The organism is Arthrobacter rhombi, assembly GCF_039526245.1.
GTDB classification, from domain to species: domain Bacteria; phylum Actinomycetota; class Actinomycetes; order Actinomycetales; family Micrococcaceae; genus Arthrobacter_H; species Arthrobacter_H rhombi.
The window spans coordinates 89,918-116,882 of record NZ_BAAAIV010000004.1 but is presented as its reverse complement, the minus strand read 5'-3'; the positions used below and the strand labels follow the sequence as shown (position 1 = coordinate 116,882).

The following is a 26,965-nucleotide window of genomic DNA, read 5'->3' as shown; positions in this document are numbered from 1 at the left end:
GGAGTAGCAGCATGGCTAAACAGCTTTCATTCAACGACGACGCCCGCAAGGCGCTCGAGGCCGGCATCAACAAGCTGGCCGACACCGTCAAGGTCACCCTCGGCCCGCGCGGCCGCAACGTGGTCCTGGACAAGAAGTGGGGCGCCCCCACGATCACCAACGACGGTGTGACCATCGCCCGCGAGATCGAGCTCGACGACGCCTACGAGAACCTCGGCGCCCAGCTCGCCAAGGAGGTCGCCACCAAGACCAACGACGTCGCCGGCGACGGAACCACCACCGCCACGGTGCTCGCCCAGGCCCTGGTCAAGGAAGGCCTGCGCAACGTCGCGGCCGGTGCAGCCCCGGGTGAGATCAAGCGCGGCATCGAGGCCGCCGTCGAGGCCGTCGCCGCCCGCCTGGCCGAAAACGCCCGCCCGGTCGAGGGCGAGGATGTCGCCAACGTGGCGGCCATCTCCGCCCAGAACGACGAGATCGGCGAGCTGCTGGCCAAGGCCTTCGGCACGGTGGGCGCCGAGGGTGTCATCACCATCGAGGAATCGAACACCACCTCGACCGAGCTGGTCATCACCGAGGGCATGCAGTTCGACAAGGGCTACCTGTCACCGCACTTCGTCACCGACGCAGAGCGCCAGGAAGCAGTCCTGGAGGACGCCCTGATCCTGGTCAACTCCGGCAAGATCTCCTCGGTGCAGGACTTCCTGCCGCTGCTGGAGAAGGTCCTGCAGGCCAACAAGCCGCTGTTCATCATCGCCGAGGACGTCGAGGGCGAAGCCCTCTCGACCCTGGTCGTGAACAAGCTGCGCGGCACGCTGAACGTCGTGGCCATCAAGGCCCCGGGCTTCGGCGACCGCCGTAAGGCCATGATGCAGGACATCGCCATCCTCACCGGCGCCCAGGTCGTTTCCCCCGACCTTGGCCTGAAGCTGGACCAGGTCGGCACCGAGGTCCTCGGCACCGCCCGCCGCATCACGGTCACCAAGGACAACACCACCATCGTGGACGGCAAGGGCGACACCGCCGACGTCAACGACCGCGTGGCGCAGCTCAAGGCCGAGATCACCCGGACCGACTCGGACTGGGACAAGGAGAAGCTCCAGGAACGCCTGGCCAAGCTCTCCGGCGGCGTCGGAGTGATCCGTGTCGGCGCGGCCACCGAGGTCGAGCTCAAGGAACGCAAGCACCGCATCGAGGACGCCGTGTCCGCGACGCGTGCAGCCATCCAGGAAGGCATTGTCGCCGGTGGCGGCACCGCCCTGGTCGACGCGCTCTCCGTGCTCGACACCGACCCGAAGGTGACCGCCCTCGAGGGCGACGCCGCAGCTGCCGTGGGCATCGTGCGCCGTGCGTTGGTCCAGCCGCTGCGCTGGATCGCGCAGAACGCCGGCTTCGACGGCTACGTCGTGGCCAACCACGTGTCCGAGTCCCCCGTGAACTCCGGCTTCAACGCCAAGTCCGGTGAGTACGAGGACCTGCTGGCTGCCGGCGTCATCGACCCGGTCAAGGTCACGCGCTCGGCACTGCGCAACGCCGCTTCCATCGCCGCCCTGGTTCTCACCACCGAGACCCTGGTCGCCGATAAGCAGGAAGACGACGAGCACGACGGGCACAACCACTAGGCCCCAGCACGACGCCGGACCCTCCCGACGCACTCCGGTGCGGCGGGAGGGTTCCTGCGTTTAAAGGGTGTCCGGAGGCGCCAGCCGGTAGCATGGCGTGCGTCACGGTTTCCCGCCCCTGGAAGGCTTTTCGATGAGCAGGCCCGCATCCCGCTTCGACGTCGTCATCATCGGAGGCGGACACAACGGGCTCACCGCAGCGGCCTACCTGGCCCGTGCCGGAAAATCGGTCCTGGTGCTGGAAAAACTGGACCAGGTCGGCGGCGCCGCGGTGTCGGCCCGCCCCTTTCCCGGCATTGACGCCCACCTCTCGCGCTATGCGTACCTGGTGAGCCTGCTGCCCCAGCAGATCGTTGATGACCTGGGGCTGGAGGTCTCCTTCGTCGGACGCCGCTACTCCTCCTATACGCCCGACCCGGCCAACCCCTCCACCGGCCTGCTCATCGACGAAGGCGCACCGGATGCCACGGCGGCGTCCTTCGCGTCCATCGGCGCGCCGGACGGGGAGGCGGAGGCCTTCTCGACGTTCTACGCGGACTGCCAGCGCCTGACCCAGGCACTGTGGCCGACAGTGACCAGCCCCCTGCTGACCCGTTCCCAGGCCCGCGCCCGGGCCGCGGAGGCGGGCGCCGCGGACGCGTGGGACCGGTGGGTGGAGCAGCCCGTGGGCGAGGCCATCACCGGGGCACTGCACAGTGATGTGGCACGCGGCGTCGTGCTCACCGACGGCCTCATCGGCACGTTCTCCCAGGCCCACGACGTCGATCTGCAGCAGAACATCTGCTTCCTCTACCACCTCATGGGCGGCGGAACGGGGGAGTGGCGGGTTCCCCGCGGCGGCATGGGGGCCGTCTCGGCGGAACTGGAGCGTGCCGCCCGCTCCGCAGGAGCCGTCATCGCCACCGGCGCCGAGGTCCTGTCCATCGATTCCGACCGGGTGGTGACCTACCGCCACCAGGGTTCAGCGCACACGGTCACGGCCGGCACCGTGCTGGCCAACGTCGCCCCGGACGTGCTGGACCACCTCAGGGGAGGCCACGCCCCAGCTGCACCGGAACGGCCGAACCACCACCGGGAGGGAGCCCAGGTCAAGGTGAATCTCCTGCTCACCCGCCTGCCGCGGCTGCTGGATCAAACAGTCAGCCCGGAAGCCGCCTTGGGAGGCACCTTCCACATCAACGAGACCTTCACCCAACTGCAGCACGCCTACGACCAGGCGGCCGCCGGGCAGGTGCCGTCCCCCTTGCCGTGTGAGATCTACTGCCATTCGCTGGCCGACCCCAGCATCCTCTCGCCCGCCCTGCAGGAAGCCGGAGCCCACACCCTCACCGTGTTCGGCCTCCACGTTCCCGATCGCCTCGTCACCGAGGAGAACAACGATGCCCTCCGCGACCAGCTCCAGGCGGCGGTCTTCGCCTCGCTGGACTCGGTGCTCGCCGAACCCCTCGAGGACCTGCTGATGCTCGATTCCGCGGGCCATCCCTGCGTGGAAACCAAAACCACCCTGGACATCCAGCGGGCCCTGGGCATGCCGCGCGGCAACATCTTCCATGGTGGCCTCGACTGGCCGTTCGTCGAAGACGATGCCCCGTTGGAGACGCCCGCCGACCGCTGGGGAGTCGCCACGGACCACCCGCACATCCTGCTCTGCGGATCCGGCGCCCGGCGCGGGGGAGCGGTCAGCGGCCTCGGCGGACACAACGCCGCCAAGGCAGTACTGGAGCTCCTCGCAGACATCTAATGGTCACGTTCCGGTAACGACGGGCTGCTAGCATGGCTGGCCGGTGCGGCGCAGGCCGCCCGCCGGGGGGACGACCAGACCAGCCACACGGAAGGCAGATCGCCATGGCCGAGCCGCGGCACGCATCGACGCAGCCCGGGCCCGACACGAGACGCCCAACCCCGGTGAAGCCGGGATACCGTCCCGAGGTCCAGGGGCTGCGCGCCCTCGCCGTCCTCATGGTCGTCACCTACCACGTATGGCTCGGGAGGGTCTCCGGCGGCGTCGACGTCTTCCTGCTCATCTCCGCCTTCCTGCTGACCTCATCCTTCGCCCAGAAGGTGTCCTCCGGCCGGCGCGTCGGCCTGCTCGGCTACTGGCTGCGCCGCTTCACCTCGCTGTTGCCGGCGGCCGTCGTCGTGCTCCTGGCGGTGCTGGCGGCCACCGCCTCGCTGCTGCCGCGCACCCGCTGGGACGGGATCTTCGAGCAGACCTGGTCCACCCTGTTCTACGTCCAGAACTGGACGCTGGCCCGCGAATCGGTGGACTACTATGCGCAGGACCATGCCGCGGCCAGCCCCCTGCAACATTTCTGGTCCCTGTCGATCCAGGGCCAGGTCTTCATCCTCTGGCCGCTGATCATCACCGGGTGCGCGGTGCTCTGGAAACTGCTGCGCCGGGCACGCCCCGCCCTCGGCTTCGGGACCGTTTTGGCCGTGGCGTTCGGCCTGGTGTTCGCCGGATCGTTGGCCTACTCGATCCACCTCACGGCCACCAGCCAGGCGTGGGCCTACTTCGACACCGGGGCCCGGCTCTGGGAATTCGCCCTGGGATCGCTGCTGGCCGTGCTCATCCCGCGGGCCGGACGACTCCCGCTGGCGGTAAGGGTCGTGATGGGCTGGGCCGGACTGGCCGCCATGCTCTCCTGCGGGATCCTGCTCCAGGTCCAACAGCAATTCCCCGGTTACATCGCGCTGTGGCCGACCCTGGCCGCAGCGGCGATCATCATCGCCGGCCGGACCGGCCACCGGCTGGGCGTGGACCGCCTGCTGGCCGCGAAACCGCTGACCCGGCTGGGCGACATCTCCTACGCCCTCTACCTCTGGCATTGGCCCGTGCTGGTGTTCTTCTTCTCGACGCGGGAACTGGAGGAACCAGGCTTCCTGGGCGGGCTCGGCATCATCGCCCTGTCCCTGGCCCTGGCCTGGGCGACCACCCGCATGATCGAGACGCCCTTCCACGCGTGGTCCTGGCCGACGGCCCACCGGCACCGGCTCGGGCTGGTGGTGGGCCTGCTCGTCGGTGTCGTGGCCATGCCGCTCACCGGCTGGCAGGCCCGGGTGGCCGCCTACGAGACCAGTGCGGCCTCCCAACCGGCCCAGGACAACCCCGGGGCAGCAGCGCTGGAGCCCGGATTCACGTTCACCGGCGACCCGGAGGCCGCGGTGCTGCCGCTGGCCAGCCAACTCCCGACCCAATGGTCCAACTACGGAGGCGAGTGCACCCACGGCTACGAGCTGGCCGACCCGGCCATGGAGTACTGCCAGATGGGCGGGAACCCGGCGACCGCGAAGAAGACCATCATCGTCGCGGGCGACTCCCACGCCCAGCACTGGACCGCGGCCCTGGACGCCGTGGCGGAGCGGAACAACTGGGCCTGGGTGCTCGTCACGCGTCCCGCCTGCCGCTTCGGCGCCGAGAGCCCCGAGCGCGACGCCGACTGCAACGCCTTCAACGCCGCGGCCACCCGCTACGTCCTGGGGCACGACGCCGTTGCCGTCCTCACGCTGGGAACGCAGACTTCGTTCCATCCGGGCGCAGAGGGTGGAACACCTGCCGACGCCGAGAAGATCGTTCCGGGCTACGCCGAGGGCATCCGTCCGATCCTCGCCCAGGGCAAGCGGGTCATCGCCATGCGCGACACCCCGCGCTTCACCCACAACGTCCCGGAATGCGTGGACCTGAACGGTGCCGATTCACCGAAGTGCCAGGCACCGGTCGACGACCTGGTGGTCGCCCACTCGCCGCTGTCCGACCTGCGCACGGAAAACCTGGACGGAAGCCTTCCCGGGAAGCTGGGCTACCTGGACATGACCGAGGTGCTCTGCCCGGAGGGCATCTGCCGCCCGGTGGTGGGCAACGTGCTGGTCTACCTGGACGAATCCCATCTGACCAAGACCTATGCGCGCACCACGGCCGACATTTTCGAACGGAAATTCCGCGACGCCCTCGGCGATTGAAGCAGCTGCCGGCGTTGCGTTGCACACACTGCCGGACACGGGGCATACCGGCGGGGCCTTGGAGGTTCTAGGATGTAATGAATCCCCCGCTGGCTCGCGAAAGGTTCCCCATGTCCGAGTTCAATCCCTTTGCCCTTGAAGGCCTCACCTACGACGACGTGCTCCTGTTGCCTGGCCCGACGGACGTCATCCCCTCCGAGGCGGACACCTCCACCCGGCTGACCAAGCGGATCAACATCAACATCCCCCTGCTCTCCGCTGCCATGGACACCGTCACCGAGGCGCCGATGGCGATCTCGCTGGCCCGCCAGGGCGGCATCGGCATCATCCACCGCAACCTCTCCATCGACGACCAGGCCCGCCAGGTGGACCAGGTCAAGCGCAGCGAATCCGGCATGATCACCGACCCGGTGACCATCAGCCCCGACGCCACGCTGCAGGAACTCGATGACCTGTGTGGCCACTACCGGGTCTCCGGGCTGCCGGTCGTGGACAGCGACAAGAAGCTGCTGGGCATCATCACCAACCGCGACACCCGGTTCATCCCTCGCGAGCAGTTCATGACCACGCGGGTCTACGAGACCATGACGGCCATGCCACTGATCACCGCAAAGGTCGGCGTGCCCCGCCAGGAGGTCATCGACCTGCTGAGCAAGCACCGCATCGAAAAGCTCCCGCTGGTCAACGACGCAGGCATCCTGCAGGGCCTGATCACCGTCAAGGACTTCGACAAGGCCGAGCAGTACCCGCTGGCCACCAAGGACGACGAGGGCCGGCTGCGCGTCGGTGCAGCCGTCGGCTTCTTCGGCGAGGGCTACGACCGCGCCATGGCACTGGTCGATGCAGGCGTGGACGTACTGGTCGTCGACACCGCAAACGGCCACAGCCAGGGCGTGCTGGACATGATCGCCCGCCTGAAGAAGGACCCCGCGGCAGCGCACGTGGACGTCATCGGCGGCCAGGCGGCCACCCGCGAAGGCGCCCAGGCCATCATCGATGCCGGAGCCGACGCCATCAAGGTCGGCGTGGGACCGGGCTCCATCTGCACCACCCGCATCGTCGCCGGGGTCGGCGTCCCGCAGATCACCGCCATCTACGAATCGGCGAAGGCGGCCATCCCCGCGGGTGTCCCGCTGATCGCCGACGGCGGCCTGCAGCACTCGGGCGACATCGGCAAGGCGCTGGTGGCCGGAGCCGACTCCGTCATGCTCGGTTCGCTGCTGGCCGGCACCGCCGAGTCCCCGGGCGAACTGGTCTTCATGAACGGCAAGCAGTTCAAGGCCTACCGCGGCATGGGCTCCCTGGGTGCCATGCAGACCCGCGGCAAGAACACCTCCTACTCCAAGGACCGCTACTTCCAGGCCGACGTCCCCACCGACGAGAAGCTGATCCCCGAGGGCATCGAAGGCCAGGTTCCCTACCGGGGGCCGGTCTCCGCCGTCGCGCACCAGTTGGTGGGTGGGCTGCACCAGACCATGTTCTACGTCGGCGGACGCACCATCCCCGACCTGAAGGAACGCGGCAAGTTCGTGCGCATCACCGCGGCCGGACTGAAGGAATCGCACCCGCACGACATCATGATGACCGTCGAAGCACCGAACTACCGGTCGCGGTAGCACCGGTGGCCCCCTCTCCCGTCCAGCTGAAGAAACTCGCCCGCGCCCGCATGGAGCGCACCGGCGAAAGCTACACGACAGCCCGCAAGGCCATCCTCGACGGACGGCCCGAACGGCCCTCGGCCCGCCCGGCTCCGGCCGGGGCCGCAGGCGCCCGGGCGCAACGGGAGGGGGCCGGCTCCACAGCTGAGGCCCCGGCCATCGCGGACCCCGGCGAACTCCCCGAATACCCGGCCCCCGCCGACGTCACCCAATATGACGCCGGGCTCTGGCACCGTGTCCTCACCCAGGCAGGGGTCACCGACCCGGTGACCGGGGACCCGCTCAGCGAGGCCATGCTCGCCGGATTGGCCGGCGGGATCGGTTTCATGGTCTTCGTCTTCGAGGACGAGGAAACCACCACCGCCAGCGTGGTCACCCGGGCCCACCCGGAGCCCTACACCGAGAACCTGCTCGCCCGCTGCGGAGCCGTCGTGCGCGAGCAGAAGACCGGCAGCACCCGGCTGGCTGCCCAGTACCTCGACGAGGGGCTGGATGCGGGCCGTGCCGTCGTGGTCCGCGTCAGCCGCGCCGCGCTCCCGTGGGTGGAAGGCGGCATCGCCGACGCCGATGAACCAGTGGATGTCGCAGTGCTCGGAGAGCACGACGACGGGGATCTGCTCATCGATGACGGTTCCGGCGGGCTGCAACTGATCTCGCCCGCCGATCTGGAAACGGCCCGCAGCCGGCGCAAGGCAGGCAAGAACTGGCAGGCCTGGATCCCGGCATCCACCGGACCCGACGCGAAGACCCTGTCAGCCCACGCCATCACGGCGATCGGCGAGACCACCGGGCGCCTGCTGGGCACCCGGGAACTGGACGGTGTCCCCGCCCACTTCGCCAGGAACTTCGGGGTCGCCGGACTGCGGACCTGGGCCGATCGGCTCCTGGACACCACCACCGCAGCGGGCTGGACCCGGATCTTCGCCGAACCCGGGCGGCTGGCCCACGGCCTGGAAATGGTCGCCCTCTTCCTCACCGACGGCCGCTATGGTGGCCCCGGCGGGCTGCGCGGCCTCTACGCCGACTTCCTGGACGAGGCCGCGACACTGCCCGGCCTGGCGACGGTGGGGGAGTGTTCGGCCGCCTACCGCGAGCTGGCCGACCGCTGGGATGAGCTGGCCGAGATGATCGACCCCGATGTGGACCCTGCTTCGCGCAGCAGCCACTTCGCCGGAATCGCCGCGTCGGCCACCCGGATCGCCGACGCCGAGGAGCACGCCGCACGGCGGCTCGCCGACGTGGTGGCAGGACTCGGAAACTCCACGTCACCGCGGGGATAGTTTTTGCCCGCCGGTGCGTTGTACCCAGTAGGCTTATCCAAACGAACCTATTGAGGAGACCAGTTATGGCCACCGGGGGCAATCCGATGTTCCAGTCCAAGGCGTTCCGCGAGCAGATGCGGCCCGCCGGGGACTCCAACACCCAACGGACTGCGGAGCCGATGAGCGCCCAGTCCCTGCAGGATCTCTACAACGCACCGTCAGCCGGCCCGGCACAGACCGGCCGCCTGACCTACAACGACGTCGTCTCCAAGACCGTGCTGATGTTCGGTGTCCTGGTGATCACGGCGGTCATCGGCTGGCAGATCCCCGCCCTGATGCTGCCCGGCGTCATCATCGGCCTGGTGTTGGGGCTGGTCAACAGCTTCAAGCGCGAACCCTCGCCGGTGCTCATCATGCTCTACGCCGCGGCCGAGGGCCTGTTCCTCGGCGGCCTGTCACAGGTGATCGACGCGCTCTACCCGGGGGCAGCCGTCCAGGCGGTCATCGCCACCTTCTCGGTCTTCGCCGTCACGCTGGCCCTGTATCGTTCGGGCAAGTACCGGGCCACCCCCAAGATGACCCGCATGTTCTTCATCGCCATGGGCGCCTACCTGGTCTTCAGCCTGGTGAACCTGGGCCTGATGCTCTTCGGCGTCACCGACAGCATGTTCGGGCTGCGCCACGGCTGGATCGGCCTGGCCATCGGCGCGTTGGCCGTCCTGTTGGCCACCTACTCGCTGGTGCTGGACTTCACCCAGATCCAGCGCGGCGTCGAACAGGGCGCCCCGGCGAAGTTCGCCTGGACCGCAGCCTTCGGCCTCACCGTGACCATGGTGTGGCTGTATGTGGAGATCCTGCGCATCATTGCCATTCTCCGCGAGTAGCATCAGCATCATCCAGGACGACGGCGGCGCCCAACCCGGGTGCCGCCGTCGTCATGTATTGACCCCCCGAACCGCCACGGCGCTACCGTAGGGGGATGTCCAAGCAGGAAGGGACCCACGCATGAGTGCTCCGACGTCCGCGCCCACGGGCCGGCAGTTCACGATCCACGGCGGAGGCGCCACGGCGGTCATCACCGAGCTGGCTGCCGGCCTGCGCAGCTACCAGCGCGATGGCGTCGACCTGGCCCAGCCCTACGGGGAGGATTCGCTCCCACCCTCCGGCTCGGGCATCCTGCTGGCTCCCTGGGGCAACCGGATCCGCGACGGGCGCTGGGAGCTGGACGGAAAGGTCCAGCAGCTGGACATCACCGAGGCGAAGAACAACAACGCGACCCACGGCCTGCTGCGCAACACCGGCTACCGGGTCGAATCATCCAGCGAAGCCTCGATCTGCCTCGCCGCGGACATCTTCCCCCAGCACGGCTTCCCCTTCCGGATGACCCACACGGCCTCCTATACCCTCGATTCCGAGGGTGGACTCTCCGTCACCCAGGATCTGGTCAACCACAGCGAACGCCCGGCCCCCGCGGCCCTGGGCGCGCACCCGTACCTGTGCCTGGGCGACGTCCCCACCGAGGACCTGGTGCTCACGGTGCAGGCCGATACCGCGCTGGTCGTCGATGACCGCCTCATCCCCACCGGCACCACGCCGGTGGCCGGGGACCACGACTTCCGCACGGGGCTCCGCGTCGGCGACGTGCGCGTGGACGTCGGACTCACCGGGCTGACACGGCACGACGACGGGGTGTACCGGTATCGGCTGATGGCCCCGGACGGGCGCGGGGTCGGCATCTGGGCCGATACGACGTTCGGTTATGCGCAGGTCTTCGTGACCGAGAACTATGCAGGAGTGCCGCTGGCGGTGGCGGTCGAACCCATGAGCGCCCCGGCCAATGCGTTCAACTCCGGCGACGGACTCGTCTGGCTGGCCCCGAACGAGCACCTCATCGGACGCTGGGGTATCGAATCATGGCTCTAGACGCCGACCGGCAACGACGCGACGTCACCGCCGAGATGCCCTACGGTGTCCGGGTCGCCGCCGCGTGGAGCTGGCGGATCGCCATCATCATCGGCTGCACCGGACTGCTGCTGTGGCTGCTCAGCCACGTTTCCCTGCTGGTCATCCCGCTGATGATCGCCGCCCTGCTGGCCGGCCTGCTGATGCCGGTGGTCCGGCTGCTGCGGCGCTGGCAGGTCCCCAACGGGTTGGCCACCGGCCTGACCATGTTGGCGTTCCTGGCGGCCATCACCGGCCTGCTGCTGCTGGTCGGCCGGACCATGGCCCAGGGCATGATGAGCCTGTGGCAGCAGGCCCTGACCGGCATCTCCCAGGTCCAGCACTGGCTCTCCACCGGACCACTGCACCTGACGAACCAGGACGTGGACCGCTACGTCGACGGCGTCCTGACCCAATTGCAGTCCAACAGCAACACGATCCTCAGCGGTGCCGTCTCCTGGGGGAGCACGCTGGGCCACTTCGCCGCCGGCCTGCTGCTGGCACTGTTCTCGCTGGTGTTCTTCCTGCTCGAGGGCGAACGCATCTGGTCGTTCGTGGTGCGGCTCATGCCCCGCAAGGCCCGCGCCGCCACCGACGGCGCGGGACGCAAGGGCTGGGTCAGCCTGGTCAATTATGTGCGCGTCCAGCTCTTCGTCGCCTTCATCGACGCCGTCGGCATCGGGGTCGGCGCGGCCATCCTGGGGGTGCCGCTGGCCTTCCCGCTGGGTGGCCTGGTCTTCATCGGCTCCTTCATCCCGGTCATCGGCGCCCTGGTGACCGGTGCCGTTGCCGTGTTGCTGGCCCTGGTGGCCAACGGCTGGGTCAACGCGCTGATCATGCTCGGCGTGGTCCTGCTGGTGCAACAGGCCGAATCCCATATCCTGCAGCCCCTGGTGATGGGCCGGGCGGTGAGCCTGCATCCGCTGGCCGTCGTCCTGGCCGTCGCCGGTGGCTCGCTCATCGCCGGCATTGCCGGGGCACTGTTCGCGGTGCCCGTCCTGGCGGTGCTGAACACCATGATCCGCTACATCTCGGCGCGCGGTTGGGAGACCCCCGACTCCGGCGCCACCGATGGCGACCCGCCGTCCGGACCCGCTACCGCGCTCACGGCACCGGCAGACCTCGACGGCGAATCCGCTGCCGTCCCGCCGATTCCCCCACGTACCGCAGAGCCACCCCAGTGACCGATACCTTTCACGAAAGCGCCACCATGCAGCAGCCCCTGGAAACCACAGCCCAAGAAACCCTGCCCGTCAGCCTGGCCGACATCGAGGCCGCAGCCGAACTGCTGGAGGGCGTCATCGCCCGCACCCCCATTGAACACTCCCGGGCCCTGGGGGTGCTGACCGGCAGCGACGTGTACCTCAAATGCGAGAACCTCCAACGCGCCGGCTCCTTCAAGGTGCGCGGCGCCTATGTGCGCATGGCCCGGCTCACCGAGGAGGAGAAGGCCCGCGGCGTGGTCGCTGCATCGGCTGGCAACCATGCCCAGGGCGTGGCGGTGGCTGCCGACCGGCTGGGCATCAAGGCGCGCATCTACATGCCGCTCGGCGTCGCCCTGCCCAAGCTGACGGCCACCAAGGACCACGGAGCCGAGGTCGTCCTGCACGGACACAACGTCGACGAGGCACTCGCCGAGGCCCAGCGCTACGCCGACGCCACCGGGTCCGTGTTCGTGCACCCCTTCGACAACGCCGACATCATCGCCGGGCAGGGGACCATCGGCCTGGAACTGCTGGAGCAGCTGCCCGACGTGGACACGGTGCTCATGGGAGTCGGAGGCGGCGGACTGCTGGCCGGCGTTGCGACAGCCATCAAGGCCAAGGCTGCCGAGCAGGGCCGGGAGATCCGCATCATCGGGGTCCAGGCTGAAAACGCCGCTGCCTATCCTCCCTCGCTGGCCGCCGATGCCCTGGTGCCGCTGGAGAAGGTCTCCACCATCGCCGACGGCATCGCCGTGGGCCGTCCGGGCCAGCTGCCCTTCCAGATCATCCGCGAGCTGGTGGACGACGTCGTCACAGTCAGCGAGGACGCCTTGGCACGGGCCCTGGTGTTCCTGCTGGAGCGTTCCAAGCTGGTGGTCGAACCTGCCGGCGCGGTGGGTGTTGCCGCGCTGCTGGAGGGAAAGCTGGCCGAGCTGGGCATCGATTCCCAGCGCACCGCCGTCGTGCTCTCCGGGGGCAACATCGACCCGCTGCTGATGCTCAAGGTGATCCAGCGCGGGCTCGCCGTCGCCGGACGGTACCTGACAGTGCGGATGATGCTCGATGACCGGGCCGGGGAGTTGGCCACCATCTCCCGCGTCATCGCCGAATCCGACGCCAACGTCACCGGTGTCGACCACACGCGCATCGGCGGTTCGCTGTCGATGGGGGACGTCGCCATCACGATCGACATGGAGACCAAGGGGCACCTGCATTCCGAGCAGGTCCTGGACAACCTGCGGGCCGAGGGGTTCCAGCCGGTCGTCATCACCACGTAGGAGACGACGGTTAAATGCCTGCGGGCCGCAACTCCGTGAAGGAGATGCGGCCCGCAGTGGCGTGGGGAGTGCGCTTAGCCCTTGTAGGGCTTGGCGGCCAGGATCTCCACGTTGATGGACTTGCCGTTCGGGGCGGTGTAGCTGAGCTTGTCGCCCACCTTCTTGCCGTGCACCGCTGCGCCGATCGGGGACTTCTCGCTGTAGACCTCCAGGCCTGAGTCTCCGGCGACCTCGCGGCTGCCGAACAGGAAGGTGGTCTTGTCGCCGGCGATGGTCGCGTCGACCAGCATACCGGGTTCGACGACTCCGTCATCGGCCGGGGCGTCGCCCACTTCTGCCTTCTGCAGGAAGTCCTTGAGGTAGGCGATGCGGGCTTCCGCCTTGCCCTGCTCTTCCTTGGCTGCGTGGTAGCCGCCGTTTTCCTTCAGATCGCCCTCGGAGCGTGCCTGTTCGATGCGGTCGACGATCTCGGCGCGGCCGGGACCCTGCAGGTGTTCGAGCTCGGTGGACAAGCGGTCGTAGGCCTCCTGGGTGAGCCAGAGAGCCGGTTCATGGTTGGTGGTCACGGTTACTTCTCCTTGTAGTAATGGCCGGTCAGGTGACCGGCCGCCGAACTGCAGTGTTTGCCCCGCCACTGACGATGCAAACAAAGACCCCGCCGTGCGTGGTGAAGAACCGCGGTCCGTCACCAGGTCAAGGCGGGGTGGATCGTATGAACATGATTTTACCCATTACGGGGCGAAAACCCCAAGTGGTGGTGTACCCGGCGGGTCATGTGCCGGTTAGCCGACCACCCAACAGGACGTCGCGCCGCCGGTCACGCCGAGGGATTCGGTGCGCACGTCGAAGGCCTTGACCGTCGATTGGCGGCCCTTGCCCTCCGTGGGACCGAAGGTGACGGTCTTCCAACCGACCACGGCGTAGGACTCGTTCATCACCTGAAGGTTGCAGGCCACAGTGTCCTGGCGCTTCTTCTCCAGCTGGATGGTGACATTCGCCGTCGTATCGGAAGTGATGTCGAAGGCGACGTCCTTGCTGGTGTACGGCTTGAAATTCCACCAGGCCATGAGCGCTGCGGCGGCGATCCCGAGGACGAGCGCGATGCAGATCACGATGATTCTACGCCGACCGCTGAATGGGCGCTTGGGTGAGCCATAACGAGTGGCTACGCTGGAGGGTGGCGCGCCGTCCGTTGACGGTTGGGGCGCCGGCTGCTGGGTGTTCATCCCGTCCAGTCTATGTCTTTTCGCAGGGCGGCTGACCGCCGGTCCTGCCAGCAACGAGGAGCAGGTCATCGTGGAAGAAGCCCGGGTCGTTCCCGTCCCGCCGTCGCAGGGGTTCCGGCTCCTGGCAGTTCATGCCCACCCGGACGACGAATCCAGCAAGGGGGCCGCCACGATGGCCGCCTACGCTGCCGCCGGCGCGCGGGTCATGGTGGCCTCCTGCACCGGGGGTGAACGTGGTGACATCCTCAACGCGAAGGCCGGCGAGCTGGCCCACGCCCACCGCGACCTGGCGGGACTGCGACGCAAGGAAATGGCCGAGGCAGCCGCCGCACTGGGCATCGAGCACCGCTGGCTCGGTTTCGTGGACTCCGGGCTCCCCGAGGGCGACCCGCTGCCACCGCTGCCGCACGCTTCGTTTGCCACGCAGCCGGTGGACCGCGCCGCGGCACCGTTGGTGAAGCTGATCCGCGAATTCCGTCCGCAGGTGGTCACCACCTACGACGAGAACGGCGGCTACCCGCACCCCGACCACATCATGACCCACAAGGTCACGATGGAGGCCCTCGAGGCCGCAGCCGATCCCGGGCGCTACCCCGAGCTGGGCGAGGCCTGGCAGGTCTCCAAGGTGTACTACGACCGCGCCTTCAGCCCTGACCGCTTCCGCACGTTGCACTATGCGATGGAGGAGAACGGCATCGAGTCGCCGTACGCCGAACGCATCAAGGCCTTCGAGGAGCACCCCGACGAGGAGATGTTCCGCTGGGTCAAGCACCACGAGACGACGACGCAGATCGCCTGCGCCGACTTCTTCGACGCCCGGGACCGGGCACTGCTGGCACACCGCACGCAGATCGACCCGGACGGCTTCTTCTTCGCCGTTCCGACGGCCATCTACCGGAAGTACTGGCCCTGGGAGGACTTCGTGCTGATCTCCTCCCAGGTCGAAACGCAGACCCCGGAGACCGACCTCTTCGCGGGACTGCGCTAGCAGCCCACCCTCCGGCCACCCGGGTAGACTGGCTGGGCCGGTCAGCGCCGGAAACCGTCAAGAAAGAGCGTGTTCGTGAACCTGTTGTCCTCCCTGGCCGTCGTGGCCAGCTCAGCACCGGCCGTCCCCACCGGCGACGCCGCCCGCGAGATCGGACCGGGCTTCGCCGGGTTCGTCGCAACGGCTGCCATGGTCATCGTGGTGATCTTCCTGATCCGCGACATGAGTCGCCGGATCCGCCGCGTCAGGTATGCCGGGACGGCTGAGGAACGCCAAGCCGAACTGGTCGAACGCGGACGCGAGCGCCGCGCCGAGGGTGAGGAGTTCCCCCCGACCAGCAATCCCGGCCCGGACGGTGCCCTCGGCAACGGGCCCGAGGCCGCAGGCGACCCGGACGGTCCCGAGGCAGACCGGGACCGGTAGCCGGGCCTCACCGGTGGTCAGCGACGCGTCCTAGCGGACGGCCAACATGGCGATCATGATCGCGATGTAGTGGCAGGTGAACCCTGCCAACGTGAAGGCGTGGAAGAGTTCGTGGAACCCGAACCACTCGACGTGGAAGTTCGGCCGCTTCAGCGCGTAGAAGACCGCCCCGGCGATGTAGAACGCGCCGCCGACGCACAGCAGGGTGGCGGCCGGGATGCTGGCCGCAAAGAAGTCGCCGATGAACAGCATGCTGGCCAGCCCCAGCGCCACATACACCGGCGTGTACAACCAGCGGGGGGCGTCGGTCCAGAACAGGCGGAAGGCGACGCCCAGTATCGCTCCGATCCAGACCAGCCAGAGCAGGAACTCCGACTTTTCCGGCGGGAGCAGTGCCCACGCCAACGGGGTGTAGGAACCGGCGATCACCAACATGATGTTCGTGTGGTCCAACCGCTTGAGGACGCGCTTGACCTTCGGGCTCCAGTTCCCGCGGTGGTAGATCGCCGAGATGGTGAACAGGAGCAAACCGGTGAAGGCGTAGACCGCCGAGGCGATTTTCCCCAGGGGCCCGGGGGCGATGAAGACCAGGACGATGCCTGCCGCCAGGGCCAGTGGAGCGGTGCCCGCGTGGATCCAGCCGCGCAGGTGCGGCTTGATCTCCTCGATCGGGCTGGTGGGGGATGGCTTCATGAGGCGATTCTACCGGAGGGTAACCCGTCGTTCACGGGTACGGATGCCCCGGTCAGGCGTGCCGCTGGGTGCGTCGGATCGAGCAACCGGTAACCTAGAGGCGCGGCAACCGTGCAGAGTTGATCCGTGTCGGCCGAATGACTGGAAGGGGACAACGTGCGGTTGCCCGAGGTCCTCTATCGCCTCTACGGCAAAGTTCTCCAGAAGGACATCCCCGCCGAGAAGCTGCCCGGCCACATCGGCATGGTCGTGGACGGCAACCGCCGCTGGGCCAAGCTCGCCGGCGCCCCGACGGCGCATGGCCATCAGGCAGGAGCCGACAACATCGTCGAGTTCCTGGGCTGGTGCAAGGAACTCGATATCCGCACGGTCACGCTCTACATGCTCTCGACCGACAACATGAGTCGGTCCAGCGACGAACTCGACGCGCTCATGGGCATCATCGCCAACATGCTCGATCGCCTGGCCGAACAACGCGACCTGTGCATCCAGCCCATGGGAGCCTACGATGAGCTGCCCGGGTCCCTGTCCGACAAGCTCCACGCGCTCGGCGAATCGTCGAAGGACGCGGCAGGACTCCACGTGAACATCGCCATCGGCTATGGCGGGCGCCGTGAGATCGTCGACGCCGTCAAGGAACTGCTGCTCGACGCCGATGCCTCCGGCCAGACGCTGACCGATGTGGCCCGCGACCTGGAGATCGAGGACATTTCCCGGTTCCTCTATACCCGCGGACAGCCCGACCCGGATCTGGTCATCCGGACCTCCGGAGAACAGCGGCTCTCCGGGTTCCTCACCTGGCAGAGCGCCTACAGCGAGTTCTACTTCTGCGAGGCCCTCTGGCCGGACTTCCGCAAGGTCGACTTCCTGCGGGCCCTGCGTGACTTCACCGATCGCCAGCGCCGCTTCGGCAGCTGAGGCGAGGATCGCCGTCGTTCCGTGGGCAAGTTAACCTGACGGCCATGGGCAATCCATCTGGACTGGCGTGTCCATGGCCACGATTTAACCTTCCGGGGCTAGCTTGAAGTCATTGGAGGGCACACCCGCCCGCCAATGCGGAAAGGCCACCGAATGTTGAGACATGCTGTCAACGCGGGGAGGCCGGTCCCGGCCCCAGGGCCCGACCGGATCACCCGCAGAACGGTTACCTAGGGGCGCAACGCCCCTGTTGGGAGTCATCGTGGCAGTAGAAACCCAGTCCAAGAACGTTGCGGAAACCGCGGTCTTCACATCCGAAGCCGCCGCGGGAACTACTGCGGGAAAGGCGGGGCGCCTGTCCACCGCCGCTCCCGATGGGGCCCTGACGGACGCCGCTCCCGGAGCCGGACAACGGCAAAGCGTCGGCGAGAAATCCTACGTCCTGGATACCTCGGTCCTGATTGCCGATCCGCGGGCCGTCCTGCGCTTCGCCGAGCACGAGGTGATCGTCCCCATCGTGGTCATCAGCGAGCTGGAGAAGAAGCGCCACGACCCAGAGGTCGGCTACTTTGCCCGCAAGGCACTGCGCCTGCTCGACGAACTGCGGATCGAACACGGCGGCCTGGACAAGGCCCTGCCCATCGGGGACGACGGCGGGTCGCTGCGGATCGAACTGAACCACATTTCCACCGAGGTGCTTCCGGTGGGCTTCCGCGGCGCGGACAACGACTCCCGGATCCTGGCGGTCGCGAAGAACTTCTTCGACGAGGGCCGCGACGTCACCGTGGTCTCGAAGGACCTGCCCATGCGGGTGAAGGCCTCGGCCATGGGCCTGCAGGCCGACGAATACCGCAACGGGCTCGTCGCCGACTCCGGCTGGACGGGCACCGCAGAAATCGATGTGGCGGATGCCGACGTCGAGGACCTGTACAACAACGAACCAGTCCTGGTGGAGGAGGCGGCCGAGATGCCGGTCAACACGGGACTGGTCCTGCTCTCCAACCGCGGCTCCGCCCTGGGCCGGGTGGGCGAGGACGGGTTCGTCCGACTCGTCAAGGGCGACCGCGACGTCTTCGGGCTCCACGGCCGTTCGGCGGAGCAGCGGCTGGCCATCGACCTGCTGATGGACCGCGACGTCGGCATCGTCTCCCTCGGCGGACGGGCCGGCACCGGCAAGTCGGCACTGGCCTTGTGCGCCGGCCTGGAAGCTGTCCTGGAGCGCGGGGAACACAAGAAGGTCGTGGTCTTCCGGCCGCTGTACGCGGTCGGCGGCCAGGAGCTCGGGTTCCTCCCCGGATCCGAGGACGACAAGATGAACCCGTGGGCGCAGGCGGTCTTCGACACGCTCGGTGCGCTGGTGTCCAAGAACGTCATGGACGAGGTCATCGACCGGGGCATGCTCGAGGTCATGCCGCTGACCCACATCCGCGGGCGTTCGCTGCACGATTCCTTCGTGATCGTCGACGAGGCACAGTCCCTCGAGAAGAACGTCCTGCTGACGGTGATGAGCCGGATCGGGCAGAACTCCAAGATCGTCTTGACCCACGACGTGGCCCAGCGCGACAACCTCCGCGTGGGGCGCCACGACGGAGTGGCCGCCGTGGTCGAGACGCTCAAGGGGCACCCCTTGTTCGGCCACATCACCCTGACCCGGTCCGAACGCTCGCCGATCGCCGCACTGGTGACCGACATGCTGGAGGAATCCGGGGCCTAGGACTCCACCGAGCGCACCACCTTCGCCGGGGCCCCCACGACGATGGATTTCTCCGGGACATCGCGGGTGACGACGGCGGCCGCGGCCACGATGGCGTCGTCGCCGATCGTCACCCCCGGGAGGATGGTCGCGTTCGCCCCGATCCACACGTTGCGGCCGATGAGCACGGGGGCCGGATGCATGTCGGCCCGGCGCTCGGGGGCCACCTCATGGTTCAACGTCGCGATGACCACGTTGTGCCCGATCAGGCAGTCATCGCCGATGGTGATGCCGCCCTGGTCCTGGAACTTGCATCCGGCATTGATGAAGACGCGCTTCCCGATGATTGTGTTCTTGCCGAAGTCGGTGGAGAACGGCGGGAAGAGCGTGACGGACTCGTCGATGGGCGTGCCCGTCAGTTCGGCGAGCAGCTCGCGCACCCGCTCCGGTGGATGGTAGCCACCGTTCAGCTCGCCGGTGATGCGCAGCGCCTCCTGGCTGGTCTGGTGCATGACCTGGTGCCAGGGGGAGTCGCCGGTAATGGTGTGGCCGGCATTGAGGGCTTCCAGGAGGTCGTGGAGTTCCATGGGGTCCTTACGTGGTGGAGGCGTGGTCAGCCGCGGTCGCGAGCGCGGATGATCCACGGGATGTGGTCGCGGACATCGGTGAGATGCATGGATTGCTCGACGAAGAGGTCATCGAGCATGTATTCGTCCGCCGCGTGGATGGTGATCTGGTGGCCGTTTCCCTCGGCGGGCCCCTCGAGGGCCTCGCTGTAGACGCAGACCGCCGTCTGGAGGTCCAGGCGCAGACGGGTGCGGCCGGCTTCGAGTAGCGGGAATCCCGGGGCATGGGCCACGTAGTCGACGTTGGGGGAGACCACGGCCTCCACTGCCGGTCGTCCGGCGTGCAACGTGTGGACCAGTTCATGGATCTCAACGCGGTTGGACAACGGGAATTCCAGCGGGACCGGGGAGTTTCCAGCCAATTCCACCGGGTCGAGCATCGCGGCCCAGCGGGCATCCCCGAACACCGGGTCGCCGTAGTCGGCCTCGGGACGGCGGGTGATCAGCCCGTCGTCGTCGTAGACCGGGGTCACCAGCCGGGGAGGCAGCAGCCAGGAGGCGCGGGTCCCTGAGACGTAGAATGCGTCGCGCGAGGCATTGATCGAGGTGGTGCTGAACAGCAGCTGCCCGTCGGGGTCCTCGATGCGCAGGGCGTCCGGCCGGCGCAACCACGCGCTGATGCGGGGGATGGGTTCCGGCGTCGGGGGTTCGTCCCGATGGACCGTTGCCGGCGCGGAGAGGGCGTCCAGCGGGGTGTGCTCGTCCTGGAGCCGGACAGGTGTCTCCGGGCTGTGCAGTACCCGGGCGGAGCCGGTGAACCACTCGACGTCGAACCGCAGGGTGGTCCAACGCCACGGAGAGGATCTGCACAGGCGTCGAAAGGCCGCGGCATCTTCGCGGGAGACCGCAGTCGGGCCCGAGGGGGCCGGGGATGTCGAGGACATGTCCATATCCACAGTCTAGACACCGCACCAGGTTCCCCGCCCTGAATGGGCTAGCGTGAGGGGATGTTCGCGGAGATGCAGGCACTGCGGGATGCCGCGCCGGCGGCCCTGGTCACGTTGGTCTTGGCGTGTGTCCTGTTCCTGGTCAACGGCGCCCGCCTGGCGTGGATCGATGCCCGCACCCATATGCTGCCCAACCGGATCATCGTGCCGTGGTACCCGTTCGCCGTCGTGCTTTTGCTGGCCACTGCCGCCCTGGCTGGCGATTGGGAGGGACTGGGGCGTGTCCTGCTCGCCGGTCTTGCGCTCTTCGGCTTCTACCTGCTCCTGCACGTGATCCAGCCGCGGGGCATGGGGCTGGGCGACGTGAAGCTGGCCGGCATCCTGGGGCTGTACCTGGGTTACCTGGGCTGGCCGCATGTGCTGCTGGGAACCCTGCTGGCGTTTCTGCTGGGCGCAGTGGTCGGGCTGGTGCTCATCAGCCTGCGCCGGGCGGGGTTGAAGTCCGCTTTGGCCTTCGGGCCCTACATGATTGCCGGAACCGCAACCGCACTTCTCGTGGCAGGGTAGTGGCATGCCCACTCCCGAATTCATCCTGTCCCTGCGCGAGAAAATCGGCAACGACCCCCTCTGGTTGCCCGGCGTCAAGGCCGTGGTCCAGCGCGAGGATGGTGCCTTGCTGCTCGTCAAACGTGCCGACAACGGAAAATGGACGCTGCCGGCCGGAATCATCGAACCCGGCGAGGAACCGGCGGCCACGGCCGTCCGGGAAGTCCAGGAGGAGACCGGAGTCGACGTCCGCGTTGAACGGCTGGCAGGCATCGGCACCACAGACCCGGTGACCTACCCCAACGGGGATCAAGCCCAATACCTCGACATGGTCTTTGCCTGCCGCTACGTGTCCGGGACGGCCCGGGTCAACGACGACGAGAACACCGATGTCGCGTGGTTCACCGATGCCGAGCGGCCTCTCCTGCCACCCAAACATGCCCGGGCCGTGGACTGGGCCCGTTCGGCCGAACCTGGTGCGCACTTCGTGCGGTGAGGCCCCCGCCCGGGGACGCGGATTCGCGCCGCTCAGCAGAGCTTCAGCTTCCGGGGCGCCACCCTCGAGGCCGCCGAGCATCTGGGCTCGGGCGGGGAATGAGCAGACGCCGGCGTCGTTCCTTCCATCCGGGGAAGGGAACGGCGCCGGCGCTGGTCATGCGGGTCAGGGCGACCGGGTCATCAGGCCCCGCCCGGCGTCCCTGAGGTTCCGTCGGTCACCTTGCCGGCCTGCTTGGCTGCGCGCAGTTCGGCCTCCGCTTGCAGGGCTTCCTCGCCGGAGATGGCCTCGCCACGGGCGACCATGCCCGAGGTCTCGGACAAGGGGATCTGCTTGAGCAACAGGGCCAGCACGAAGGCGATGAGGATGAACGGGATCAGGTACCAGAAGACCGGTGCCAGGGAATCCGCGTAGGCGGTCACGATGCCGTCCTGCAGGGCCTGCGGCAGCTTGCCCATGACCGAGGGATCCAGTGTGGCCGTGGCCTGGCCGGCATCCGCGGAGGATGCGCCGGCACCGGTGAACACCGCGGTGAGCTTCTCCGAGAGGTTGTTGGTGAAGATGGCCCCGAAGATGGCGACGCCCAGGGACGCCCCGACCTCGCGGAAGTAGTTGTTCGTGCTGGTCGCGGTACCCACCATCTCGGCACCGACGGCATTCTGGACGACAAGCACGACGACTTGCATGATCAGTCCCAGTCCGGCGCCGAAGAAGAAGAGGAACACGCAGATCAGCCATAGGGGCGTATCAGCGGCCAGCGTGGTCATCGCCAGCATGGCAGCCGCCGTGAGCAGGGTCCCGGCGATGGGGTAGGCCTTGTACCTGCCCGACTTGGAGATCGCGATGCCGGACCAGATGGAAGTTCCCATCATGCCGGCCATCATCGGCAGCATCAGCAGGCCGGAGACGGCAGCCGAGGTGCCCGAGGACATCTGCAGGAAGGTCGGGACGAAGGCGATGGCCGCGAACATGCCCAGACCCAAGGTGAAGCCGATGGCCGTGGCCGTGACGAACACGCGGTTGCGGAACAGCGAAAGCGGGATGATCGGGTCGTCGGCGCGCAGCTCGGCCATGATGAAGGCGGCGGCGGCGATGAGCAGGCCAGCACCCCACATCCACGTCGATGCGGCGCCCCAACCGTGGTCGGCGCTTCCACCGAAGTCGGTGAAGAAGATCAGGCAGGTGGTGGCAATGGACAGGAACACCACGCCGGCGACGTCGATGCGCTTGGTTGCCTTCTTGTTGGGCAGGGTCAACGCGAACCAGGCGATGGCGAAAGCCGCGATGCCGATGGGGATGTTGATGTAGAACGCCCACTGCCACGTCAGATGGTCGACGAAGAATCCGCCGAGCAGGGGCCCTGCGACGGCAGAGAGGCCGAAGATGCCGCCGAGGGGACCCATGTACTTGCCACGTTCCGAAGCGGGGATGATGTCGGCGATGATGGCCTGCGACAGGATCATCAGCCCGCCACCGCCGAGGCCCTGCATGGCGCGGAAGAAGACGAAGACCCAGAAGGTGCCGGCGAAAGCGGCCCCGACGGATGCCAGGGTGAACAAGCCGATGGCGATGAGGAAGAGGTTGCGCCGGCCCAGCACGTCGCCGAACTTGCCGTAGATCGGCATGACGATGGTGGTGGCCAGCAGGTATGCGGTGGTGATCCAGGCCTGGTGCTCGACGCCACCGAGCTCGCCGACGATGGTGGGCATGGCCGTGGAGACGATGGTCTGGTCGAGGCTGGAAAGCAACATCCCGGCGATGAGTGCCGAGAAGATGATCCAGATGCGCCGTTGGGTCAGCGCGAGTGGCCCAGAGGCCTGCGGGGGAGCAAGAGTGCTCATGGAGATTCCTTGGTGATCTGGTCGGTCGGCGGTTCAGGATCCGAAGAGCCGGGCCGCATGGGAGAAGTTGGAAGTGAGGATGGCGGTGAGACGGGTGCGGGCTTCATCGTCGGATTCGTCTGCGCCGGGTCTGGTCTCCACGGAGCAGTATCCGTCGTGTCCGACGAACTGCTGGAAGCTGGTCATGCCGAGATGGGAGACGAGCCTGGCGACCAGGTCGGCGTAGGGATCGCGTGGCTCGAGGCCCTCGCGTTGGCAGATCAGCTCGGCCAGGGCCCGCTGGCGATGCATGGCCGAGTCAAGCATGCGTTTCATCAGGGCCGGTTCTGCGTGCATGGCCTGCATGAAGTCATGGACGTCGGTGCGCGGGATATCCAGCGTGGCAAAGGCAGCGATGAACAGATCCAGCAGCGCATCCTTCAGTGCCACCGGTGGGACCGCCCCCGAGCCGTCCGCTGCGGCTGTGGGCCCGGAGGCCAGGAAGTCGGCGGCAAACGGCTCGATGGGGTCGGTGCTCTTCGCCCCGAGGACAGCATCCTCCTTGGTGGCGAAGTAGTTGAAGAAGGTGCGCCGGGAGACCCCGACCCCCTCGCACAATTCCTCGATCGTGAATCCGTTCAATCCACGTTCGGCGGTCAGCGTGCGGGCGTGCGTCGTCAGCGCGGCATAGGTTTCCTGCCGACGGCGTTCTCGGGTTCCAAGATCTCCCGTTGCACTTTCGTTCATATAGTGCATTTTTGCACTGTTGATGCCTTAGTGCAAAGTCTGGCTGCCGTGTGCTTGGCCACACGGGTAGGAATGGGAACGAAAAAGGCGGCCCCCTGGCCGGGAGCCGCCTTTCGTCGTGGTGCTCGTGGGCGCGGTTACTTGCCCGAGGGTGAAGTCATCGTGGTGACGTCCAGTGCCGAGTCCAGCTGCTCTTCGGTGAGTTCGCCGCGCTCGACGTAGCCCAGGGCCACCGTTGCCTCACGGACGGTGAGGCTTTCGGCGACGGCCTTCTTGGCGATCTTGGCGGCGTTCTCGTAGCCGATGAACTTGTTCAGCGGAGTGACGATCGAGGGGGAGGCCTCGGCCAGGAAGCGGGCGCGCTCCACGTTGGCGGTGATGCCGTCGACCATCTTGTCGGCCATCACGCGGGTCGTGTTCGTCAGCAGGCGGATGGATTCGAGCAGGTTCGCTGCCATCACCGGGATGCCGACGTTCAGCTCGAAGGCACCGTTGGTCGAGGACAGGGACACGGTGGTGTCGTTGCCGATGACCTGGGCGGCGACCTGGATGGCTGCCTCGCTGATGACCGGGTTGACCTTGCCGGGCATGATGGAGGAGCCCGGCTGCAAATCGGGGATGGCAATCTCGCCCAGGCCCGTGTTGGGACCCGAACCCATCCACCGGAGGTCGTTGTTGATCTTCATGATCGAGTACGCGATGTTGCGCAGCTGGCCGGAGGCCTCGACCAGGCCGTCGCGGTTGGCCTGGGCCTCGAAGTGGTTGCGGGCCTCGGTCAGCGGCAGGCCGGTGTCCTCGGCGAGGAGGGAGATCACGCGCTGCGGGAAGCCCTCCGGGGTGTTGATGCCGGTTCCGACGGCGGTGCCACCGAGGGGGACCTCGGCCACGCGCGGCAGGGATGCCTCGATCCGCTCGACGCCGTAGCGCATCTGCGCCGCGTATCCGCCGAATTCCTGTCCCAGGGTCACCGGGGTGGCGTCCATGAGGTGGGTACGGCCGGACTTCACCACGTCGGCGAACTCGTCCGACTTGCGGCCCAGGCTGTCGGCCAGGTGCTGCAGGGCGGGGACCAGGTCATTGAGCAGTGCGTCGGTGACGGCGACGTGGACCGAGGTGGGGAAGACATCGTTCGAGGACTGCGAGGCGTTGACATGGTCGTTGGGGTGCACGCGGGTGTCGCTGCCAGAGGACTCCAGCGCCTGGTTCGCCAGCGCCGCGAGGACCTCGTTGGTGTTCATGTTCGAGGAGGTCCCCGAACCGGTCTGGAAGACATCGATGGGGAACTGGGCGTCGTAGTCGCCGCCGGCTACCTGGTCGGCGGCGGTGACGATCGCGCGGGCGATCTCATCGTCAAGCACCCCGAGCTCGGCGTTGGCCAAGGCAGCGGCGCGCTTGACCCGGGCCAGGGCCTGGATATGTCTCCGTTCGAGCCTCTTGCCGGAGATCGGGAAATTCTCTACTGCCCGCTGTGTCTGGGCGCTGTAGAGGGCGTCGGCCGGAACCCGGACCTCGCCCATCGTGTCGTGTTCAATGCGGAAGTCATCCTTGCTAGCCATGACTTCACCATACGCCGCCGGAGCCTCCGAAGGGGGTGCGTGCGGCGTCAGATGAACCACACCCAGGGCCTACAGGTTGCCGAATCCCGTGACGACCTCGGCCCTGCCCTCCTCGAGCCGGTAGGTCACCCCGATGACCGCAGTCTCCCCGGCATCGACGGCATCGGAGATGATCTTCGACGTGTCGACCAGTCGATGCGTCGACTGCTTAACGTGTTCCTCGACGGTGGTGTTCACGTCCGTGATCCCGGCCCGCTGGGCGGTGATGACCGACGGGGTGATGCGCTCGACCAGGTCGCGGATGAACCCCGGGGGCATGGTCCCGGAGGCGAACGCCTCCATGGTGGCCGTGACGGCGCCACAGCTGTCGTGACCCAGGACGACGATCAGCGGCACATGCAGCAGCGCGACACTGTACTCGAGCGAACCCAAGGCGGCATCGTCGGGAACGTGGCCGGCAGTGCGCACCACGAAGACGTCGCCGAGGCCGACGTCGAAGATGATCTCGGCGGCCAGTCGTGAATCGGAGCAGCCGAAGATCACGGCGAACGGGTGCTGGGTGTTGACCAGTGCCGAACGCCGGGAGGCATCCTGGTTCGGGTGGTTGGTGGTGCCGGAGGTAAAACGTTCGTTGCCTTCACGCAGCTTGCGCCAGGCCTCCGCGGGGGTCAAAGCGGTGGGCGTGGACTCATTCGTGTCTTCAGGCATGCCCACAGACTACATCCGCGTCCCCGCGGCTACTTCTTCGTTGCGGCGTTCCGGTCCTGCATGACGGCGCGGGCGCTCTGGCGCAACACGTCGTCACCGGAGTCGGAGGTGAGCAGGATCGTGGAGTCCTTGTCCTCGAGGACCCAGGTCACCTGGGCGTCCTTCTTGAGGGCCTTCCAGGTGGTTCCGTCGACGTCGACGGGCCCCGCTGGCGTGGCGTCCTCGGTCACCTTGGCGATCCATCCGGGCGTCGAGTCGCCGGTTTGGCGGACCTCGACGAATCCCTCGTCGCCGGTGACGTAGCCGAAGTCCCAGTAGTCGATCTTGTCGGCGGTGCCGGCGGTCCAGCGGGCGAAGTTCGGGTACCAGCCGTCGGGCATGGTGGGGGCGACCGGGGTGAAATCCGCTGTCTGTCCCGCCTGCGAGGCGACTGCCGAGACGTTCACATTGGGTTTGAACTGTTCGGAATTGCTGGGCGGATTCAGCAACACGACGGGCACTGCGACCGCGACGGTGAGCAGCACGGAGATGACCATGCCCTTCAATGACTGGTTGGCGCGCTTGGCCTGGGAAGGCGTCAGCACCGGTGTCACCGGTGCCTCGTCGGTCTCTGGGTCTTTCTGGGGTGCTTCACTCACCCCTCCATTGTCCCCGATTTTCAGCCGGTCCCCGGACGGGGTGTCGGTCATCACCCCGTCATGGGGCGATCCACCCGA

The 26,965-nt window shown here is 67.5% G+C and carries 25 protein-coding genes; 15 read left to right on the top strand and 10 right to left on the bottom strand.

Going from position 1 to position 26,965, the window contains the following annotated elements:
* The first annotated feature begins 11 nt into the window (after positions 1-11).
* The 9 genes from groL (at position 12) to ilvA (ending at position 12,922) form a co-directional block, all read left to right on the top strand.
* The gene (groL, locus tag ABD088_RS02920) at positions 12-1,619 is read left to right on the top strand and encodes a chaperonin GroEL (RefSeq protein WP_343899958.1); all 1,608 of its coding nucleotides are present in this window, start codon (positions 12-14) and stop codon (positions 1,617-1,619) included.
* 133 nt (positions 1,620-1,752) lie between these two features.
* Positions 1,753-3,360, top strand: coding sequence for a phytoene desaturase family protein (locus tag ABD088_RS02915; RefSeq protein ID WP_343899957.1), 1,608 nt, complete (start codon positions 1,753-1,755; stop codon positions 3,358-3,360).
* Positions 3,361-3,464: 104 nt separating this feature from the next.
* Positions 3,465-5,579, top strand: coding sequence for an acyltransferase family protein (locus ABD088_RS02910; RefSeq protein ID WP_343899956.1), 2,115 nt, complete (start codon positions 3,465-3,467; stop codon positions 5,577-5,579).
* Between the two features lie 110 nt (positions 5,580-5,689).
* Positions 5,690-7,195: an IMP dehydrogenase gene (gene guaB / locus ABD088_RS02905; RefSeq protein WP_343899955.1), complete on the top strand. Its 1,506-nt coding sequence runs from the start codon at positions 5,690-5,692 to the stop codon at positions 7,193-7,195.
* Positions 7,196-7,200: 5 nt separating this feature from the next.
* Positions 7,201-8,517, top strand: coding sequence for a BtrH N-terminal domain-containing protein (locus ABD088_RS02900; RefSeq protein WP_343899953.1), 1,317 nt, complete (start codon positions 7,201-7,203; stop codon positions 8,515-8,517).
* 65 nt (positions 8,518-8,582) lie between these two features.
* Positions 8,583-9,383 (top strand): Bax inhibitor-1/YccA family protein, encoded by an 801-nt coding sequence (locus tag ABD088_RS02895; RefSeq protein WP_343899952.1) that lies wholly within the window; start codon positions 8,583-8,585, stop codon positions 9,381-9,383.
* A gap of 121 nt (positions 9,384-9,504) precedes the next feature.
* The gene (locus ABD088_RS02890) at positions 9,505-10,422 is read left to right on the top strand and encodes an aldose 1-epimerase family protein (protein WP_343899951.1); all 918 of its coding nucleotides are present in this window, start codon (positions 9,505-9,507) and stop codon (positions 10,420-10,422) included.
* Positions 10,413-11,624 (top strand): AI-2E family transporter, encoded by a 1,212-nt coding sequence (locus ABD088_RS02885; RefSeq protein ID WP_343899950.1) that lies wholly within the window; start codon positions 10,413-10,415, stop codon positions 11,622-11,624. The genes ABD088_RS02890 and ABD088_RS02885 overlap by 10 nt, the downstream gene beginning before the upstream one ends.
* Positions 11,625-11,650: 26 nt before the next feature.
* A complete protein-coding gene (gene ilvA / locus ABD088_RS02880; RefSeq protein ID WP_343899949.1) occupies positions 11,651-12,922 on the top strand; it encodes a threonine ammonia-lyase in 1,272 nt (423 codons plus the stop codon).
* A gap of 74 nt (positions 12,923-12,996) precedes the next feature.
* Here ilvA and greA read toward each other — a convergent pair whose 3' ends face one another.
* Both greA and ABD088_RS02870 read right to left on the bottom strand, forming a co-directional pair.
* Positions 12,997-13,488, bottom strand: coding sequence for a transcription elongation factor GreA (gene greA, locus ABD088_RS02875; protein WP_343899948.1), 492 nt, complete (start codon positions 13,486-13,488; stop codon positions 12,997-12,999).
* Between the two features lie 216 nt (positions 13,489-13,704).
* Entirely contained in the window at positions 13,705-14,148 is a 444-nt protein-coding gene (locus ABD088_RS02870; protein WP_343899947.1) for a DUF4307 domain-containing protein, read from the bottom strand.
* 70 nt (positions 14,149-14,218) lie between these two features.
* Between ABD088_RS02870 and mca the strand changes: the two genes are divergently transcribed.
* Together mca and ABD088_RS02860 are read left to right on the top strand one after the other, a co-directional pair.
* Positions 14,219-15,136 (top strand): mycothiol conjugate amidase Mca, encoded by a 918-nt coding sequence (mca, locus tag ABD088_RS02865; protein WP_343899945.1) that lies wholly within the window; start codon positions 14,219-14,221, stop codon positions 15,134-15,136.
* Positions 15,137-15,211: 75 nt separating this feature from the next.
* On the top strand, positions 15,212-15,559 hold the full coding sequence (locus tag ABD088_RS02860) for a hypothetical protein (RefSeq protein WP_343899944.1): 348 nt from the start codon (positions 15,212-15,214) through the stop codon (positions 15,557-15,559).
* Between the two features lie 30 nt (positions 15,560-15,589).
* Here ABD088_RS02860 and trhA read toward each other — a convergent pair whose 3' ends face one another.
* Positions 15,590-16,252, bottom strand: coding sequence for a PAQR family membrane homeostasis protein TrhA (gene trhA, locus ABD088_RS02855; protein WP_343899943.1), 663 nt, complete (start codon positions 16,250-16,252; stop codon positions 15,590-15,592).
* A 156-nt stretch (positions 16,253-16,408) separates the two neighbouring features.
* On the opposite strand from trhA, the gene ABD088_RS02850 reads away from it, so the two are divergent.
* Complete coding sequence (locus ABD088_RS02850; protein WP_343899942.1) at positions 16,409-17,170, top strand: isoprenyl transferase; 762 nt, start codon at positions 16,409-16,411, stop codon at positions 17,168-17,170.
* A 382-nt stretch (positions 17,171-17,552) separates the two neighbouring features.
* Complete coding sequence (gene phoH2 / locus ABD088_RS02845) at positions 17,553-18,884, top strand: RNA 5'-3' helicase PhoH2 (RefSeq protein ID WP_343900373.1); 1,332 nt, start codon at positions 17,553-17,555, stop codon at positions 18,882-18,884.
* Here phoH2 and ABD088_RS02840 read toward each other — a convergent pair.
* Together ABD088_RS02840 and ABD088_RS02835 are read right to left on the bottom strand one after the other, a co-directional pair.
* Complete coding sequence (locus ABD088_RS02840; RefSeq protein ID WP_343899940.1) at positions 18,881-19,450, bottom strand: DapH/DapD/GlmU-related protein; 570 nt, start codon at positions 19,448-19,450, stop codon at positions 18,881-18,883. The genes phoH2 and ABD088_RS02840 overlap by 4 nt on opposite strands.
* A 26-nt stretch (positions 19,451-19,476) precedes the next feature.
* On the bottom strand, positions 19,477-20,379 hold the full coding sequence (locus tag ABD088_RS02835; RefSeq protein WP_343899938.1) for a hypothetical protein: 903 nt from the start codon (positions 20,377-20,379) through the stop codon (positions 19,477-19,479).
* Between the two features lie 57 nt (positions 20,380-20,436).
* Here ABD088_RS02835 and ABD088_RS02830 point away from each other — a divergent pair, with 57 nt between their 5' ends.
* Both ABD088_RS02830 and ABD088_RS02825 read left to right on the top strand, forming a co-directional pair.
* Entirely contained in the window at positions 20,437-20,943 is a 507-nt protein-coding gene (locus tag ABD088_RS02830; protein WP_343899936.1) for a prepilin peptidase, read from the top strand.
* Positions 20,944-20,947: 4 nt separating this feature from the next.
* Positions 20,948-21,418, top strand: coding sequence for an NUDIX hydrolase (locus tag ABD088_RS02825; protein ID WP_343899934.1), 471 nt, complete (start codon positions 20,948-20,950; stop codon positions 21,416-21,418).
* Between the two features lie 182 nt (positions 21,419-21,600).
* Here the strand turns inward: ABD088_RS02825 and ABD088_RS02820 are convergent, their stop codons facing one another.
* The 5 genes from ABD088_RS02820 to ABD088_RS02800 all read right to left on the bottom strand — a co-directional run bounded on the left by ABD088_RS02820 (position 21,601) and on the right by ABD088_RS02800 (position 26,887).
* On the bottom strand, positions 21,601-23,259 hold the full coding sequence (locus ABD088_RS02820; RefSeq protein WP_343899933.1) for an MDR family MFS transporter: 1,659 nt from the start codon (positions 23,257-23,259) through the stop codon (positions 21,601-21,603).
* 33 nt (positions 23,260-23,292) lie between these two features.
* Positions 23,293-23,985: a TetR/AcrR family transcriptional regulator gene (locus tag ABD088_RS02815; RefSeq protein ID WP_343899932.1), complete on the bottom strand. Its 693-nt coding sequence runs from the start codon at positions 23,983-23,985 to the stop codon at positions 23,293-23,295.
* A gap of 137 nt (positions 23,986-24,122) precedes the next feature.
* Entirely contained in the window at positions 24,123-25,541 is a 1,419-nt protein-coding gene (locus ABD088_RS02810; RefSeq protein ID WP_343899931.1) for a class II fumarate hydratase, read from the bottom strand.
* Positions 25,542-25,610: 69 nt separating this feature from the next.
* Positions 25,611-26,249, bottom strand: coding sequence for a carbonic anhydrase (locus tag ABD088_RS02805; protein WP_343899930.1), 639 nt, complete (start codon positions 26,247-26,249; stop codon positions 25,611-25,613).
* A 29-nt stretch (positions 26,250-26,278) separates the two neighbouring features.
* Positions 26,279-26,887, bottom strand: coding sequence for a DUF4245 domain-containing protein (locus tag ABD088_RS02800; protein ID WP_343899929.1), 609 nt, complete (start codon positions 26,885-26,887; stop codon positions 26,279-26,281).
* Positions 26,888-26,965: the final 78 nt, after the last annotated feature.